This window comes from Corynebacterium sp. HMSC06D04, assembly GCF_001807315.1.
Classification (GTDB): domain Bacteria; phylum Actinomycetota; class Actinomycetes; order Mycobacteriales; family Mycobacteriaceae; genus Corynebacterium; species Corynebacterium simulans.
This window is the reverse complement of the sequence record NZ_KV788564.1, coordinates 74,508-91,254: the sequence shown is the minus strand read 5'-3', so window position 1 is coordinate 91,254 and position 16,747 is coordinate 74,508. Positions and strand designations below refer to the sequence as shown.

The window sequence follows — 16,747 nt, the reverse complement described above, 5'->3', positions numbered from 1 at the left end:
GCCTAAAGCAGTTACTGCTTAGGTAACATCAGCCCAAGAAAAGCCGGTTCCTTCTGCGTTGTCATTTGCCGCAGTTGGTGCCGACTTTGGCGCCGACTTTGGCGTAGGTGCCTGCGGCTGTTGAGCCGAGCTCTGCTGCGGTTGTGCCGGTGCCGCGTAAATCTGGGAGTAGTCGAAGGTCGGGCGCTGCTGGCCCTGCTGACCTGAATTCGCCTGTTGACTGCGCTGACTGTGTTGGGCACGTGGCCCGGAAGCACCGCGCTGCGCTGCGGAGTGCGCTTGCTCATCGCCCGCGCTTAGATGCGGTTTGCCCATTCCCTCTGTCAGCTTGCGCGGGTCGAAATCATCCCAAGCGGAATCGTCTCCGTCAAAAAGAGCCTTGGTGATAGCACCGCGTGGGCCCAAGCGCGTCCATTCGGCGGCCTGGCTGATGGGGCCACGCAAAGTTTCAAATTCCTCGCTCAGGCCGCCCATTTCACCTTGTAGTTCGGCCTTGGCATTGTTGATTGCCTTACGCGCAGCATAGATTGCCGCACGGACATCCATGATTACGCCGGGGAGCCTCTCTGGACCGATGATCACGATGCCAAGAAGCACGATGACGGCAATCTCTGTCCAACCGATTGAAGAAAACACTATGCTATCTTAGCCCTCCGTTAGCGCCTGTGCGCTATGTGAAACGGGCACCAACCTCATTCGCCTTGACTCCGCTGCTAATAGCGCCACTTAGCGCCACTGCATTAACGCCTCTGATTGTGCTTGATGGCGCGAATGACCATCTCGACCTTGTCAAGGATATCGCGCTCGCCGACGCCACTGGTACCGCCGTGTGCGCTGAAATTGTTTCGCCCTTTTTCAGGTGTGGCGGCGTCCTCGTCAGCTGCTTCAGCTGCGATTCCGGCCAGCTTGGCCATCAAATCTTTCGGTGCACGCACTTGGTGGTCAACGTTGCAGTTGCGCACCCACTGGGAAGCACGGCGCTGCTCACGGACGTCGGCGCGACATTCAGCGCAGTGCACCAGGTGAACATGCACACGATGAGTGGCTTTGGGATCCATCTCGCCATCGACGAAGGCTGCCACAGCTTCGGGGCCTAAGTGCCCAATGGAATCAGCCCGCCGAGCCCTTGCTTTGGCCTTATCACGGGCCTTGGCAAGAGTCTTGTCAAAGGTGGTGGTGGCGCCTTCTACTCCACGCATATGAAACGAGGCGCGGTGCTGATGTGCAGAATCCTCCACGGGAGTTTTGCCACCTACCTTTCTATCGAACGTTGGGTTCGTTAATTAGTCTCCACAATAGACCTCATTGCACTTTAGCGTGGGCGGCCTAGCGGCTACGGAGCAAAACTCGGGCTTCGTCGTTGGTCTGCGCGGCGGTTTCGAGAGCCGCGCGCAGCTGTGCACGGCCGCGGTGGATGCGCGAACGAACGGTACCCATCTTCACGCCCAGGGTCTCTGCGATTTCGTCGTAGCTCATTCCCACGACGTCACACAGAACAACTGCTACACGGAAGTCAGGGGCCAGCTCGTCGAGCGCCTTTTGCAAGATCGGGTCCAAGTTGGCCACGGTATAAGCTTGCTCCGGGGTCATATCGGTGCCGGGCACGCGCTCATAATCTTCCGGCAGGGCCTCCATCCGTATCTTGGCACGATGGCGGACCATATCTAAGAAGAGGTTGGTGGTAATCCGGTGCAACCAGCCGCGGAAAGTACCGGGCTGATACTTATCAAGCGAGCGGAACACACGCATGAAGGTCTCTTGGGTCAAGTCCTCTGCATCATGCTGGTTACCGGACAAGCGGTATGCCAGGCGGTAAACGGAGTCTGCATGCTCGTCCACGAGCTCCGACCACGAAGGCATCGCAGCCTGGCCGGCGTCGAACGCGGCTGTGCCGCTGAGTTCTTCGGAAGCAGCGACGTGAGGCTCCGTTGGGCTAGTGGCCACACCAGTTTCCTGGCGCAAAGACGAATCGACGCGATGCTTCCTTTTCATGCTTTCATCTTCCTATACCGAGCTTCAAAACGCCAGACAGTACTCTGCGAAGTGACTGTGAGCGTCACCGAAAAACAAAAACTTCTACCTCATCAGTAACAATCCTGGCGTCTTGACACCGCATACACAGAAAATTACCTATGGTTTAGGTTGTGACTAATACGGCATACGACGCACTGCGTTCTTACATCGAATCCACCAGCGAAGTTTCTACGGCACTCGCCGGGGCCCGTTCCCATGCCGAGGAATTTGGCTTGTCCGTACCGGACGAAGCAACCGGGCAGCTTCTTTCCTCCCTTTCCGCAGCCAGCTCTGGCGCTGATCGCCCCCAGGCCATCGCCATTACTCCGGCTGCTGCTGTAGCCGGAATCTACCTCCTGCAGGGCCTGCCTAACAATGGAATCGTCACCTGCATCGATCCGGAGGCAGAGCATCAGGCCATGGCGAAGTCCACCTTCCGTGAGGCTGGCTTTGCCACCACCCGCGCGCGCTTTTTGCCCTCCCATCCTCTGGAGGTCATGGGACGTCTCGCCACCGATTCTTATCAATTGATCTTCGCAGACGTTCCCGCGCTGGATATGCCGGCTCTTATCAACGCCGCTTTCCCACTGCTGCGTAAGAACGGCACGCTGGTTCTCGCGAACTCTTTGTTGGATGGCACCCTCGCCGACACCACCCGCAGCGACCGCGACACTGCCGCTGCCCGAGAAGCAGACGAGCTCGCCCGCTCACTCGAAGACGCCGTAGTAACCCGTCTACCACTGGGTTCCGGCCTAACGCTTATCACCAAGCGCTAAGAAAGTAGAAACCTCACACGAGATACAGGCGGCTGCCCCTTCATCTCGTGTGAGGCTTCTGTGTTTTCTCCCCGCCGCGGTGCGCTAGACGGTTTCGTTCTTGCCCACGACGACAACGCCGCCGGCAGAGACCTTAAAGCGGGACTCGTCGCGCTCGCGGTCGCAGCCGATGATGGCACCTTCGGAAACCACCACGTTCTTATCCAAAATGGCATGGCGGACAACCGCGCCCTTGCCCACGCGCACGCCTGGCAGCAGCACCGAGCCTTCTACTGAAGCTCCGTCGGCCACATGCACGTCCGAGGACAGCACAGAGTTGCGCACGGTGCCGCCGGAGATGATGCAGCCGGGGGCCACCATGGAAGACTGCGCGATGCCGTTTTGGACGAACTTCGCTGGCGGAAGGTTGGACTCATCCGTGGAGTGGATGGGCCAATGATTGTTATAAAGATTAAAAATCGGGTGCACCGAAATTAAGTCCATGTGCGCTTCGTAGAAAGAATCGATGGTGCCCACATCGCGCCAATAACCATGGTCGCGCTCAGTGGAACCTGGCACGTCATTCGCCATGAAGTCATAAACATGCGCCTGCCCGCGCTCCACAAAGTACGGAATGATGTCGCCGCCCATGTCGTGGTCGGAGTTTTCGTTCTCCTCGTCCTTGAGCAGGGCCTCAATCAGAGCATCGGCCGTAAAGACGTAGTTACCCATGGACGCATAGGTCATGTTCGGATCATCCGGAGTCGAAGGCGGATTATCCGGCTTTTCCAAAAACTCCGTGATGGTTCCCATGCCGTCTGCCTGAATGCAGCCAAATGCGGTGGCCTCGCTACGCGGCACGCGAATGCCCGCCACGGAGCAGTCGAGCCCAGTAGCGATGTGTTCCTGAACCATCTGCTGCGGGTCCATGCGATAGACGTGGTCGGCGCCGAAGACGATGACATAGTCCGGCTTTTCGTCATAAATCAAGTTAAGCGACTGGACAATAGCGTCGGCGGAACCGTTGTACCAACGCTTACCGCGACGCTGCTGGGCGGGCACGGAGGCGATGTACTGGGAAGTCGGGCCAGACAAATTCCAAGCCTGCGAGATGTGGCGGTCGAGGGAATGGGACTTGTATTGGGTGAGCACCGCAATCTTGAGGTAGCCCGCGTTGACGAGGTTAGACAGGACGAAGTCGATGAGACGGTAGGAGCCGCCGAAGGGGACGGCGGGCTTTGCGCGATCTTCCGTAAGGGGGAATAGGCGCTTGCCTTCACCGCCGGCGAGGACAATGGCGAGGACATTAGGCTGGGTTTTCACATGTTCCAACCTATTCAGTTTTAGGCCGCTTCGCAGAGGAAATAGGTCAGAAACTACCCCCACGGGAATTTTCTGCACGGTATGGATTTTCTCCGTATTCTGGGAGGACATGAGAGCCGGAATTTTTTCCAAGGAATACCCACCTGAGATTTACGGTGGCGCTGGCGTGCACGTCGCCGAGCTAACCCGCTTCATGCGGGAGTTAATCGATGTTTCCGTTCACTGCATGGGTGGCCCACGCGAGGAAAAGGACGTCTTCAACCACGGCGTTGATCCAGAACTTTCCGCAGCCAACCCCGCCATCCAAACTCTTTCCACGGGTCTGCGCATGGCTAATGCAGCTTCCGATATTGATATCGCGCATTCCCACACCTGGTACTCCGGCCTCGGCGGCCATCTCGCCGCCCGCCTCTACGACATCCCGCATGTGGTCACCGCCCACTCTTTGGAGCCGCACCGCCCATGGAAGCGTGAGCAGCTCGGTGGCGGCTACGAGATTTCCTCGTGGTCCGAGAAAAACGCCATGGAATACGCCGACGGCGTCATCGCGGTTTCCGCCGGCATGAAAGCCTCCATTCTGGATGCTTATCCCCGCATCGATGAGTCCAAGGTGCATGTTGTGCTCAATGGCATCGATACCGAGCTGTGGCAGCCGCGCGAGGCAGACTACCTGGACAAACTCGGCGTCGACAAGCAGCGCCCCATCGTTGCCTTCGTCGGCCGCATCACCCGCCAAAAGGGCGTGAAGCACCTGCTGAAGGCCGCGGCCCAGTTTGATTCAGACGTCCAGCTGGTGCTGTGCGCAGGCGCTCCCGATACTCCAGAAATCGCCGCGGAAACCGCAGCTTTGGTCGAAGACCTGCAGGCCAACCGCGACGGCGTGTTCTGGGTGCAGGAAATGCTCTCTCGCAGCCTCATCCAAGAGGTGTACTCTGGCGCCGACGTCTTCGTGTGTCCTTCTATCTACGAGCCTTTGGGAATCGTTAACTTGGAGGCCATGGCGTGCGGGACTGCAGTAGTTGCATCTGACGTCGGAGGAATCCCCGAGGTTGTCGTCGACGGTGAGACCGGAATCCTCGTCCACTACGACGAAAATGCGGTCGCTGACTTCGAGGCCAACCTCGCTGCTGCCGTCAACCAGGTCGTCGCCGACAAGGAGCACGCAACCGCATTCGGCCAAGCCGGCCGCACGCGAGCTGTGGAGAAGTTCTCGTGGGCCACCATCGCCTCCCAGACCGTAGATATTTACCGCGCACTGATTTAAATCGAGAATCTTTAGAAAGGCACTTTGTGACAACCCATCGCCCCGAACTGCACTTCACCCCTGAGTCTGGAGTCCTCGAGGCTCCGGCCGGCGTGCTGCTAGACGGCAATACGTGGCACCTGTTTTTCCAGTACCGCCACGAACTTTCCGCCCCGGCGCGCTGGGGACACAACTATTCTGAAGAATTTCCATTCGATTGGTTGGAGTGCGACGACGCACTTGCCCCTGTCGGCGGTGAGCTTTCCTTGCGCGCCGGTTCTGTAGCCGCGGGCGAAGATGCTATCAACCTCTACTTCACCTCCGTGACTTCCACCGGCACCTCGGTGCGTTTAGCACGCTACACCGATTTCAACGATGTCTGCGAAATTTCGGATGACTCCAACGCACTAGACCCGAATGTCGTGCGCTATGGCGAGGTAGCCGCCAACGTCACCAATTACTCCCGCTTCCGCTCGCCTTCCGTGGTTCCAGACTGGGTCGCGGCCGACCGCGATGAAGGCCACGAGGGCTGGCTCATGCTCGCACTAACCGGCCACTCCGACGCGCCGCTGCCCGTTATCCTGCGCTCGGCCGACGGCTTGACCTGGGATGTGGAAGGCCCGCTCGAGTTCAATGGCGATCCTGGTTTCAACGAGGGCGAGGTCCCGGCAAACTCGCCGATTCCACCGGTTGTCTCTCCACGCCTGGTCCGCTTGCGTGACGAGGTAGATGAGCGCATTTACGACGTCCTCCTGGTTACCCTTGAGCGCGATAACCGCGATGTCTCCGGTTACCTCGTCGGCCGCTTGGAGGGCACCACCTTCACCGTCGCCTCCGGTTTCCAGCGCATCGACTTCGGCCACGATTTCTCCCGCCCGCGCAACACCAACGCCACCGAGGGCACCGTCCCGCAGGAGACCCGCTACGACGAAGCGGTTGTCCTGGGTCTTCTCAACGGCAATGGCCGCGGCGACGATCCTGCAGCGCATCCTTCCTTCGAGGAGGAAGGATGGGCCAATACCCTCGCACTGCCGCGTCGCATCACCCTCCAGGGAGGCAAGCTCTTCCAGACTCCGCCGCGCGGCCTGCCGGATGCCATCCGCCAGTCAGAGCGCGCCCGCTCCTGGGTCGGCGTAATGGATGTCCCGGAAGGCTCCTCCGTCACCGTCACCTTGCTCGACGGCAACGGCAAGCCCGCGGCAGTCATCACCCATGCTGGCAGCACACTGACCTTAGATCGTTCCATGGGCACTGCTTTCGATTCCTATTTCAAGGACTCGGCTCCTGCCGTAGCGCATTTGGCTGAGGGTGATTCCGATTCCCTCACCGTCGTGGTCGACGGTGCCACCGTAGAGGTCTACGCCGACGGCGGCCAGGTAGCCATGGGCTCCCGCGTCTACTTCGACGGCGGTTGCTCTGATCTCCAGGTCGAGACCGCCGGTGAGGCCGTCATCGAGCAATCCTGGCAGCGCAAAGGCTCGCAGCTCTAAGCGCGACGTGTTTTAACACTCAAAGCGACAATAGGGAAAGGCAGAGCATCTGTGCTCTGCCTTTCCCTATTGTTTGTGCAACCGGCCAGACCTTTGGCCTTGCCCACCGCTATTTAGACTGCGCGCAGACGGTCCAGGCGGGCATGAGCGGTGACCTGCATGGTCTCTGGCAATTTTGCCATGCGCTCAGCAAGCTCTTCCTTTTCAAGGTGGCGGGCAGACGGGCTCATGCCAACCTGCGCGGCAATAGAGGCGCGATCCAGGGTCATCGGATAAGAGATATCAACCGGATCTGCTGCCTGCTCCAGGTAGCCGGCGGCCTGCTCGTACATGCGCTCGATCTTGCCTTCTTCCACGCCCAAGATTCCCAGCGGCTCGCGCAGTTCATCCAGATGGCCGAGGTCCGGAGTCAAGACAATGACCTCGCCGCCTGGACGCAAGATGCGCTGGAACTCCGCTGGGTTGCGCGGGGCAAAGACCACCGATACCGCATCGATGGAATCATCCTGCAGCGGCAACCGCTCCCACACATCCGCCACCACGGCGCCAACGCGCGGATGGCACTTTGCCAGATGCTTGGCAGCATGTGGGGAAATATCCAAACCAACGCCACGGGCCTCAGCGATGGAATCCAAGGTATGTGCTAGGTAATAGCCGGTGCCGGCACCGACTTCAAGCAGCATAGGCTCGGCAGTCTCAGGCAACTCGTTGGCATCAAGTGCGTCCTGCACTGCGCCAGTGACAGCCTCCACAAATGGGGCGAAGTGGCCCAAAGACAAGAAGGTCTCACGCGCGGAAACCATCTCACTGGAATCGCCCTTATGCTTTAGCCCTGCCCCGGGGGCAAGGGTGACATAGCCTTGTTTGGCCACATCAAAAGAGTGCCCAGACTCAGAGACGAGACGAGCAAAATCGTCGGCGCCGCTTAGCGCGGTGCCATCGTTTGGGTCGGCCAGAACATCGATGACGTGTGAAAGCATGCCTTAAAGACTAGCTGGAAACTTCGGTCAGCAATGAACCAAGTTCCGCAGCCTCCTCTTTTGTGAGCTCCACAACAATACGGCCACCACCATCGGAGGGGATTCGCATGACAATTTTGCGGGACTCCTCAACCGCTTCCATTGGCCCACCTGTCGTGCGTGGCTTCATAGCTGCCATAGCTGTACCGCTCCTTTGGGATGTAAAATTTTTGGGTTACCCAAACCACTCTACGCCTTTATTGCTAGTCAAGGGGCGGTTACGAAATTGGTCTAGCTGTTTCGCCCTCGCTTCGGTAGCGCTTTTCTACCTCCGCCAGCAAGGCATCCACCTGGGATTGGCGGTATCCATGGGAAACGACGTCGAACTTGATGTCATCAAAGTTGCCATCTTGAAGCGCTCGCTGATTGTTTGCCAACACATCGCGTTTTTCATCAAGATCGTCTAGCACTTCCCCCCGCCCAAAAATCGAGCCCCACGCCCATGTCCCTAAAACCACCAACGCGAGCAGAACGACGATAAGCAAAATCCACGACAGCATGGGCTAAAGCTTACCGCCGGATGGTTCACGTTGAGCAACAGGACCTATTACTCCGTCGCGTGACAAAATCGTGCGCGCGACCACCTCAGCCATGGGCGCAAGCTCATGCAGCGGCCGGTTGCGGTGGATGCGCTCGCCAAGGTCTACTTCGGCGATGGAAGAAACACCGCAGCGCTTAGCGACGTCGATAAGCAGCCCGGCTTCCACCCCGTAGCCATCAACAAATGGCAATGCCCGAGCCAGCGACGTGCGCAGCGCATATTCGCCACCCAAGGGCTGTGCGATATCTCCGAGCTCCGGGAAGAAGGTGCGCAGCAAAGGCTTAGCGGTCAACTCCGTGACCCGCCCGCCGCCGCTTGGGGCATCGTTGAAGGTACGACGATAAGTAGCTTTGACCATCTGGATCTCTGGATCCGCAAACGGCGCAGCCAACTGCGCGACCATCCCTGGACACGCAGACTCCAAGTCGGCATCAACGAAGACCACGATGTCACCTTGCGCTGCGGCGACCCCGCGCCAGAGGGATTCACCCTTGCCCGGCCGCGGCGCAATCTCCGGCAGGATTTCGCGCCAGTTGTATACCTTTGCTCCGGCAGCGGCAGCGCGCTGCGCGGTGTGATCCGTGGAGTCAGCATCGACAACGATGACCTCCATTGGGTCATCTGCCAAACAGGCTCGTACCACGTTCGCGACGGTTGCTTCCTCGTTGAGCGCTGGGATGATGACAGAAACGCTCATGCGAGCCCACGGGTGGTGTTCAGCGGGGCCATCGTGCCTTCGATAGCTGCGGTCATACGAATGACGTCGAGGGTCTCCGCGACCTCGTGGACGCGGAAAGCGGCCACACCATGCGCCGCCGACCACGCGGTTGCGGCCAATGTCCCTGCCACGCGCTTGCCGACGCCGCGGTCCAAAGTCTCGCCTACGAAGTCCTTGTTAGACAACGCCATCAGTACCGGCCAGCCCGTGGCAACAACCTCGTCGATGCGGCGCAGCAACTCCAGCCCGTGAAAGGTGTTCTTGCCAAAGTCGTGGGTTGGGTCGATAAAGACCAGCTCCTCCGGGCACCCCAGGCTCGCCGCCTTTTCTGCCAGAGCAGTCGTCTCCGCGATGACATCCGCTACGACGTCGTCAAAGTGCACGCGGTGTGGGCGCGTGCGTGGGGTGACGCCGCCCGTATGCGAGCAGACATAGCCGACCTTATGTTCTCCGGCGACTTCGATGAGCTCAGGGTCCCAGCCCGCCCATGTGTCATTGATGAGCGTCGCCCCGGCTGTGATGGCGGCTTCGGCAACGCTTGCGCGCCATGTATCTACTGAGATGGTGACATCCGGGTAGCGCTCGTGCGCCGCGGCAATCGTGGGAACCACGCGCTCGATCTCTTCCTGCGCGTCCACGGCTTCGCCAGGCCCTGCCTTCACGCCACCGATGTCGACGATGCTGGCACCCTGCTCGATCACCTCGGCACAGCGGCGAAGGGCCTCAGCTTCGGCGAAGGTTGCGCCCTTGTCATAGAACGAATCCGGCGTGCGATTGACAATTGCCATCACCTGCGCCAACTTGGCGCTACGCGGATTAGCGCTCATCACGAATCCGCTTATCGCTCATCACCTTGTGCGAGTTCACGATGTGTGCGACCGCTTCGTCGACGTCATCAGTAAGCAGGAACAAGTCCATGTCTGATGCGCTGATAAGGCCGCGTGCTGCCATGGTGGACTTCATCCACTCTAGGAGTCCGGACCAGTACTCGGTGCCCATCAGGACGATTGGATAATTGGTGACCTTTCCGGTTTGCACCATGCAGGCCACCTCAAAGAACTCGTCCATGGTGCCCATGCCACCAGGCAGACAGATAAAAGCCTGGGAATACTTCAAGAACATCGTCTTGCGGGCAAAGAAGTAACGGAAGTTCAATCCCAGATCGACGTATTCGTTAAGTCCCTGTTCATGCGGAAGCTCGATGCCAAGGCCTACCGAAAGGCCTTTTTCCTCATAAGCACCACGATTCGCAGCCTCCATTAGTCCTGGGCCGCCACCGGTGATGACCGCGTACTGGGCATTGGTTAGCGCTTTGCCCACGCGAACGCCCAAGTCATATTCCGGCGTGCCCTCGCCCAGACGTGCGGAGCCGAAGACGGTGACAGCCTTCGGCAGCTTTGCCAAAGCATCAAAACCCGAGACGAATTCCCCCTGGATGCGCAGAACCCGCCACGGGTCCGCGTGCTGCCATTCGTGGTCGGCCCCGGATTCCAGCAGGCGCTGGTCATAGGTTGAGGTCTGCTCGCCCTCGGTGCGCAGCAATAATGGTCCGCGCAGGGTGCGATTACGTTCTGGCGACATATTGGTTAGGCCTCCTTGGCGTTTGCGCCGCTTAAATACTCAATCAAAGCATCGGACACGGAAGTAATTTGCGCAATTGGAACCTGCTCGTCTTTCTTATGCGCAAACCCCGGATCACCCGGGCCAAAATTCACGGCCGGAGTGCCCATCTCGGAAAAACGAGCAACGTCAGTCCAGCCGTATTTCGCACGGAAGTTACCGCCGACGGCGTCGACAAGCGCGCGAGCGGCGGGCTGGCCCAGGCCTGGAAGGGCTGCGGAGGATTCGTCATCAACCTCAATGGTGACGTTTTCATGCTCTCCGATAACCTCACGCATATGCGCCATGGCCTCGCGCAAGCTCCGGTCTGGCGCGAAGCGGAAGTTCACAAACATCCATGCCTCATCTGGAATGGTGTTGGTTGCTACTCCGGATTCCAGATGCACGATGTTGAGACCTTCCTTATAGGTACAACCATCAATGGTGACCTCGCGCGGAGCGTAGTTCGCCACGTTGACCATGATCGGTGCCAGTTTATGAGCAGCATTAGACCCCAGCCAGGCACGCGCGGAATGAGCGCGGGTTCCGTGCGCCGTGATGCGGAGACGGATGGTACCCTGGCAACCGGCCTCGATCATGGCGCCGGAAGGCTCTCCCAAAAGAGCTAGATCGCCGTGCAGCCACTCGGGGTGGTCTTTTTGCAGATGTCCCAGCCCATTAAATTCCGAGGAGACTTCCTCCCCCTCGTAAGCAATGACTGTTAAGTCATGGGCGAGGTCGGGGGCGTCGTAAAGCGCAGCAAAAGCGTGCAGGTACACGGCCATGCCAGACTTCATATCGACGGTGCCACAGCCCCACATGACATCGCCTTCCATGTGGTGGGGAACGTTATCCGCCAGCGGGACGGTATCGATGTGGCCAGCCAGAATCACGCGGGATTCGAGCCCGCGATTGGTGCGGGCGCAGACGGTGTTTGCGTATCGCACCACTTCGATCTTGTCATTATCAAGGCCCCGTAGGGCTGCCTCTATTGCATCAGCGATCTCCTCCTCATGATGAGAGGGGCTCGGGATGTCTACGAGCGCTTTGGTCAATTCGATTGGGGAGGCAAAGAGATCTAAAGTCACAAAGCGCCATCGTAGCGACCTTGCACGATGGCTGCATTGTGTAATATACCTCTCAATACTTTGTTCTAAATCACAAAAGGTGCATCGATATGGCAGAAACCTCACAGCAGCTCAAGACACGCCACCTCACGATGATGGGGCTCGGGTCTGCGGTTGGCGCAGGCCTCTTTCTAGGCGTTGGCCTGGGAATCCAAATGTCCGGTACCTCGGTTCTGCTTTCCTATGCAGTCGCCGGCCTCTTGGTCGGCGCCATCATGTGGATGCTCGGCGAGATGGCAGCAGCCCGCCCCTCGCTAGGATCCTTTTCCACCTATGCCGGCCAAGCTTTTGGCAATTGGGCACGCTTTACCCTGGGCTGGTTGTTTTGGTTCATGCTAGTGATGGTGATGGGAGCCGAGATTACGGGCGCTGCCGCAATCATCGCCTCCTGGTTTAACATCGCAGCGTGGATTCCCGCCCTTATCGCAGTCTCCTTCTTCGCGGTGGTCAACTTTGCAGCCGTTCGTGGATTCGGCGAGTTCGAATTCTGGTTCGCCATCATCAAGGTGGCCGTCATCCTAGCCTTCCTGGCAGTGGGCGTACTGATGCTGATTGGCGTGCTGCCAGGCTTCAACGGCGACCTCGCAACCACCAACTTCACGGAGAACTTCCTTCCGAATGGCATGCCGGGCTTTGCTTCCGGATTGCTCGCCGTTGCATTCGCCTTCGGCGGTATTGAGATGGTAACCATCGCCGCCGCCGAGTCGGAGGATCCTGCACGCAACGTCGCGACCGCCGTGCGTGCGGTTATCTTCCGCATCATGGTCTTCTACATTGGCGCCATCGTGGTCATCACCATGGTTTTGCCATTTAAATACATCCAAGATGCCGATGCAGCCGCCGATTCCCCATTCACCCTGGTGCTAGAGGCCGCGCAAATCCCATTCGCCGCGGGCTTTATGGAAGTCATCATCGCTTTGGCCCTGCTTTCTGCATTCAACGCGCAGATCTACTCCACCTCCCGCGTAATTTTCGACATGGCTAAGGACGGCTCGGCACCGGCTATCTTTAAAAAGCAGAACCCATCGGGCTCCCCAGTCTTCGCCGTCATCTTGTCCATGCTTTTCGCATTCGGCTCCGTGCTGCTGCAGTTCTGGAATCCGCCAGGACTTCTGTCCTTCCTCTTCAATGCAGTCGGCGGCTGCCTGCTAGTGATCTGGACCTTCGTGGTTTTGTCCTACTTGAAGCTGCACCCAATCATGAAGAAGAACGGTGAGCTTTCCGCCGTCGAGGTCATCGCCTACCCGGTTCTGCCATGGGCCACCCTGCTGGCGATTGCCGCATTGGTTGTTCTCATGCTCTTCGACCCATCCGCACGCAACCAGGTCCTTGCAGTGAGTGCGCTGACCGTCGTGCTCATCGTTGCGTCCCGCCTCACAAAACCTCGCCAAGTAAACACGGTGTCGAAGTAGCTGTGTATGCTCTAGCGGTGAAAGAAATGGCCTAGTTTTCGCTAGGCTCTACCCCGCATTTGTGAAGGTTTTTCCTAAAGCTATGACTTCTGCATCCGCACGCGGCCTTGCCACCCTTACCCACGATGGGACCGTTCTCGACGTGTGGTTCCCCGCCGTTCATATCGGCGATGACGCCCCGGTAACCGAGTCCGGCACCACTCGCTTGGAAGAGACCCCTCAGCAGTTCGCCGCCTTGGCGGGCCCGGATGAGGAGCGCGGCGTCGCCCGCGTGGCGGTTGAGACCGCCATTAAGGACTTGGATGATGCGCCGCTGGACGCATATGACGCATACCTGCGCCTACACCTGCTCTCGCACCGTGCCGTCAAGCCGCACGGTCTGAACATGGACGGCATCTTCGGACTTCTGGCCAACGTTGTGTGGACCAACTACGGCCCATGCGCTGTGGCTGACTTCCAGATGATCCGCGGCCGCCTGTCCTCCCGCGGCCCGGTCACCGTCTACTCCGTAGACAAGTTCCCGCGCATGGTGGACTACGTTGTGCCAACCGGCGTGCGCATCGGCGATGCTGACCGCGTCCGCTTGGGCGCTCACCTGGCTGAGGGCACCACCGTCATGCACGAAGGCTTCGTCAACTTCAATGCTGGCACCCTGGGCGCCTCCATGGTCGAAGGCCGCATCTCTGCAGGAGTTGTTGTCGGTGACGGCTCCGATATCGGCGGCGGCGCCTCCATCATGGGCACGCTTTCCGGTGGCGGCAAGGAAGTCATCTCCATCGGTGAGCGCTGCCTGCTCGGCGCTAACTCCGGTATCGGCATATCGCTTGGCAACGACGCAGTTGTCGAAGCCGGCCTCTACGTCACCGCCGGCACGAAGGTAAGCGTCTTCGGAAAGGTTGCCGAGGCACTGGGCGTGGAGGAAGGCTCCACCGTCAAGGGCTCCCAGCTCTCCGGCGCATCGGGCTTCCTGCTGCGCCGCAACTCCGTTTCCGGCGCCGTTGAGGCCACCGAATGGAAGTCTGATGCAATCGCTCTCAACGAGGATCTGCACAAGAACTAAGCCCGCCGACTCGTGGATTTAGTCATGGCTTAAACTATTCGGGTGACCGATAGCAATAAATCCACGCAAAATCTTGGCAAAGGCCTCAAGGTCCGCCATCTGACCATGATGGGCCTGGGCTCCACCATCGGCGCCGGTCTCTTCCTCGGAACCGGCGTCGGCATCTCGGCTGCAGGCCCTGCCGTCCTCCTCGCCTATTGCATCGCAGGCTTATTAGCCATCTTGGTAATGCAAATGCTCGGCGAGATGGGTACCGTCATCCCCGCCTCCGGCTCCTTTTCCGAATATGCCGAACACGGCATCGGCCGCTGGGCAGGCTTTACACAAGGCTGGATTTATTGGCTAGCCACCGTGGCCGTGCTGGGCGCTGAGATCACCGGCGCCGCCGGCTTCATCGGTTCTTGGTTCGGTGTTTCCCCATGGATTCCCGCGGCTATTTGCGTGGCGTTCTTTGGAATCGTGAACCTGCTGCGCGTTCGACTCTTCGGCGAGTTTGAGTACTGGTTCGCCGCCATCAAGGTCCTCGTCATCGTGGCCTTTTTGATTGTCGGCTTCCTGCTTATTTTTGGTCTTCTGCCTGGGCATGAAGCAATTGGCACCAAGGTCTTTTTGGATGACGGCTTCATGCCGAATGGCTTGGGCGGCGTCGCCGCTGGCCTGCTCGCCGTGGCATTCGCTTTCGGCGGCATTGAGGTCGTCGCCATCGCGGCGGCTGAGTCTGAAGATCCGGAAAAGTCCTTGGTCAACGCCGTTCGCACGACCATCCTGCGCATCTCGGTGTTCTACTTGGGCTCCGTTTTGGTAATTACCTTTCTGCTTCCCTACTCCTCGCTGGGTAACGCTGATACCGCGGCGCAATCGCCATTCACTCAGGTTCTCGACCATGCAGGAATTAAGGGCGCTGCGGGATTCATGGAAGTCATCATCGTGTTGGCACTGCTTTCCGCATTCAATGCTCAGATCTACGCTTCCTCCCGCATGATGCACTCGCTGGCCTCTCGCCACGAAGCACCGAAGATCTTCACGAAGACCAATGCACAGGGTGTTCCGACGCACGCGATTGCGCTTTCGGTCATTCTCTCGGTCATCATGGTCGTGCTCAACTATGCCGACACCGGCTGGTTGTTGTCCTTCATGCTCAATGCGGCGGGCGCCTCCCTGCTCATCGTGTGGGTCTTCATCGCGGTCAGCCAGCTGCGCCTGCGCCGCCAGCTTGAGGCCATTCACCCGCTGCCCATCCGCATGTGGGCTTTCCCGTACCTGACGTGGTTTGCATTGGCCGTCTTCGCAGCGATTGCGGTACTCATGCTGACTGACGCCTCCGCTCGCGTCCAGCTACTGTCCGCCGGTGCGATGTTCGTCGTCCTTGCGTTTGCGGGCGTACTCAACGCCAAGGCGCGCGGCATTTCGCCTACTTCGACGCTGCCGCTGCCGGACGTCGCCAAGCCCTAGCAATTCGCCTCGAATAATCCCCGGGCCAGCTGTTTCCTTCCAAACGCTGACCCGGGGATTTGACGTTTTGCGGCACCACTCTTGACATGATGACAATGAGCCTTTACATTTAGGGATGTAAGCACGACATAGAAACTTGAAAGCTTTACATCATGCCCGAACACTCCAATATGGTTCGCAAGTGGCGTCGATGGCTGGAAATGACCCAGGCAGACCTCGCCGCTGAGGTAGGCGTTTCCCGGCAGACCATCGCGAACATCGAAAAAGGTAACTACTCGCCTTCCGTGTACTTGGCACTAGACATCTGCAAGGTGCTCGGCAAGTCCGTGGAAGAAGTCTTCAACAACAACCCAGAAAGCGTGAACGATAATGGCTAATAACAACGATGGCTTCTTTGCCAACCTGACCTTCAAAGAGATTGCAAGCTACTCGCTCGATGAGTTCGAAGAGGAAACCTACTTCAAGACCTATGCCATTGGCTACACCACTGCCTTGTTTACCGTCTACTGCGTGTCCGCGCTATTAGCGTGGGTCCTGCCGGGCCGACTTTCCTTGTGGAGCCTCTCGCCCATCGTCGCGCTCGCGATTGCAGAATTTGTCTCGGCGCATTGGATGAAAAAGCGTGTTCCGCGTCCGAACAAGATGCGTTCTTGGACAGGCATAATCTTGATGCTGGTCCCCACCATTGCGCTTTTCGCTGGACTCGCTATGAAACTCAGCATCGACAGCGATTTCGACAACGGTCTCGTAATCGGCGCATTCACAGGTATAGCTGCGGTACTCATCCTCGGTCCCATTTTCCTAAAGTGGCAAAATGGCCGCGACCAGCAGCGCTTGGACAGCCAGCTAGAGGGCTAATCAAGAGGTTCCTCACCATCTGGCTTCCTAGTCCCCTCGTGTGACACTCCTCTTTTGGTCCTTTTGCTCGGCGCCCTTTGCCGGGGGAAAGGACCAAACAGCTCGTTTTCAGCGGCCGTCGAGAGAGCCCAACCTGG

General features: G+C 58.8%; 19 protein-coding genes. 8 read left to right on the top strand and 11 right to left on the bottom strand.

All coding sequences use genetic code 11. The features are described 5' to 3' along the window. Positions 1-18: 18 nt before the first annotated feature. The 3 genes from HMPREF3155_RS12340 to sigE form a co-directional block, all read right to left on the bottom strand. On the bottom strand, positions 19-636 hold the full coding sequence (locus HMPREF3155_RS12340) for a twin-arginine translocase TatA/TatE family subunit (RefSeq protein ID WP_061921800.1): 618 nt from the start codon (positions 634-636) through the stop codon (positions 19-21). 104 nt (positions 637-740) lie between these two features. Then, positions 741-1,199, bottom strand: coding sequence for an anti-sigma factor family protein (locus tag HMPREF3155_RS12335; RefSeq protein WP_062039033.1), 459 nt, complete (start codon positions 1,197-1,199; stop codon positions 741-743). 127 nt (positions 1,200-1,326) lie between these two features. After that, positions 1,327-1,992, bottom strand: a complete 666-nt coding sequence (gene sigE, locus HMPREF3155_RS12330) for an RNA polymerase sigma factor SigE (RefSeq protein ID WP_070433460.1) — start codon at positions 1,990-1,992, stop codon at positions 1,327-1,329. Between the two features lie 152 nt (positions 1,993-2,144). Here sigE and HMPREF3155_RS12325 point away from each other — a divergent pair, with 152 nt between their 5' ends. Continuing rightward, positions 2,145-2,789 carry an O-methyltransferase gene (locus HMPREF3155_RS12325; RefSeq protein WP_070433459.1) on the top strand — a complete coding sequence of 215 codons (645 nt, stop codon included), beginning with the start codon at positions 2,145-2,147 and terminating at the stop codon, positions 2,787-2,789. An 84-nt stretch (positions 2,790-2,873) separates the two neighbouring features. On the opposite strand, the gene glgC is transcribed toward HMPREF3155_RS12325, so the two are convergent. Continuing rightward, complete coding sequence (gene glgC / locus HMPREF3155_RS12320) at positions 2,874-4,091, bottom strand: glucose-1-phosphate adenylyltransferase (protein ID WP_070433458.1); 1,218 nt, start codon at positions 4,089-4,091, stop codon at positions 2,874-2,876. Positions 4,092-4,200: 109 nt separating this feature from the next. On the opposite strand from glgC, the gene glgA reads away from it, so the two are divergent. Both glgA and HMPREF3155_RS12310 read left to right on the top strand, forming a co-directional pair. Continuing rightward, entirely contained in the window at positions 4,201-5,355 is a 1,155-nt protein-coding gene (gene glgA / locus HMPREF3155_RS12315; RefSeq protein WP_070433457.1) for a glycogen synthase, read from the top strand. A gap of 26 nt (positions 5,356-5,381) precedes the next feature. Beyond that, a complete protein-coding gene (locus HMPREF3155_RS12310; protein WP_070433456.1) occupies positions 5,382-6,824 on the top strand; it encodes a GH32 C-terminal domain-containing protein in 1,443 nt (480 codons plus the stop codon). A gap of 113 nt (positions 6,825-6,937) precedes the next feature. On the opposite strand, the gene HMPREF3155_RS12305 is transcribed toward HMPREF3155_RS12310, so the two are convergent. From HMPREF3155_RS12305 to dapE, 7 genes are all read right to left on the bottom strand, one after another. Beyond that, positions 6,938-7,804, bottom strand: coding sequence for a methyltransferase domain-containing protein (locus HMPREF3155_RS12305; RefSeq protein WP_062035438.1), 867 nt, complete (start codon positions 7,802-7,804; stop codon positions 6,938-6,940). Positions 7,805-7,814: 10 nt separating this feature from the next. Next, positions 7,815-7,982 carry a DUF3117 domain-containing protein gene (locus HMPREF3155_RS12300; protein ID WP_005531903.1) on the bottom strand — a complete coding sequence of 56 codons (168 nt, stop codon included), beginning with the start codon at positions 7,980-7,982 and terminating at the stop codon, positions 7,815-7,817. Positions 7,983-8,061: 79 nt separating this feature from the next. After that, positions 8,062-8,343 carry a hypothetical protein gene (locus HMPREF3155_RS12295; protein WP_062035440.1) on the bottom strand — a complete coding sequence of 94 codons (282 nt, stop codon included), beginning with the start codon at positions 8,341-8,343 and terminating at the stop codon, positions 8,062-8,064. A 3-nt stretch (positions 8,344-8,346) separates the two neighbouring features. After that, the gene (locus HMPREF3155_RS12290) at positions 8,347-9,081 is read right to left on the bottom strand and encodes a glucosyl-3-phosphoglycerate synthase (protein ID WP_070433455.1); all 735 of its coding nucleotides are present in this window, start codon (positions 9,079-9,081) and stop codon (positions 8,347-8,349) included. Further along, complete coding sequence (folP, locus tag HMPREF3155_RS12285; RefSeq protein WP_062035444.1) at positions 9,078-9,929, bottom strand: dihydropteroate synthase; 852 nt, start codon at positions 9,927-9,929, stop codon at positions 9,078-9,080. The genes HMPREF3155_RS12290 and folP overlap by 4 nt, the downstream gene beginning before the upstream one ends. Beyond that, positions 9,919-10,683 (bottom strand): LOG family protein, encoded by a 765-nt coding sequence (locus tag HMPREF3155_RS12280; protein WP_062035446.1) that lies wholly within the window; start codon positions 10,681-10,683, stop codon positions 9,919-9,921. The genes folP and HMPREF3155_RS12280 overlap by 11 nt, the downstream gene beginning before the upstream one ends. A gap of 5 nt (positions 10,684-10,688) precedes the next feature. Then, a complete protein-coding gene (gene dapE / locus HMPREF3155_RS12275) occupies positions 10,689-11,789 on the bottom strand; it encodes a succinyl-diaminopimelate desuccinylase (RefSeq protein ID WP_062035448.1) in 1,101 nt (366 codons plus the stop codon). An 89-nt stretch (positions 11,790-11,878) separates the two neighbouring features. Between dapE and HMPREF3155_RS12270 the strand changes: the two genes are divergently transcribed. The 5 genes from HMPREF3155_RS12270 (at position 11,879) to HMPREF3155_RS12250 (ending at position 16,610) form a co-directional block, all read left to right on the top strand. Next, entirely contained in the window at positions 11,879-13,240 is a 1,362-nt protein-coding gene (locus HMPREF3155_RS12270; protein ID WP_062035450.1) for an amino acid permease, read from the top strand. Between the two features lie 82 nt (positions 13,241-13,322). Then, entirely contained in the window at positions 13,323-14,300 is a 978-nt protein-coding gene (gene dapD / locus HMPREF3155_RS12265) for a 2,3,4,5-tetrahydropyridine-2,6-dicarboxylate N-succinyltransferase (protein WP_062035452.1), read from the top strand. Positions 14,301-14,405: 105 nt separating this feature from the next. Beyond that, positions 14,406-15,752 carry an amino acid permease gene (locus HMPREF3155_RS12260; RefSeq protein WP_246815625.1) on the top strand — a complete coding sequence of 449 codons (1,347 nt, stop codon included), beginning with the start codon at positions 14,406-14,408 and terminating at the stop codon, positions 15,750-15,752. A 152-nt stretch (positions 15,753-15,904) separates the two neighbouring features. After that, on the top strand, positions 15,905-16,129 hold the full coding sequence (locus HMPREF3155_RS12255) for a helix-turn-helix transcriptional regulator (protein ID WP_062035457.1): 225 nt from the start codon (positions 15,905-15,907) through the stop codon (positions 16,127-16,129). Further along, complete coding sequence (locus tag HMPREF3155_RS12250) at positions 16,122-16,610, top strand: hypothetical protein (RefSeq protein WP_062035459.1); 489 nt, start codon at positions 16,122-16,124, stop codon at positions 16,608-16,610. Before HMPREF3155_RS12255 ends, HMPREF3155_RS12250 begins: the two co-directional genes overlap by 8 nt. The last annotated feature ends 137 nt before the right edge of the window (positions 16,611-16,747 follow it).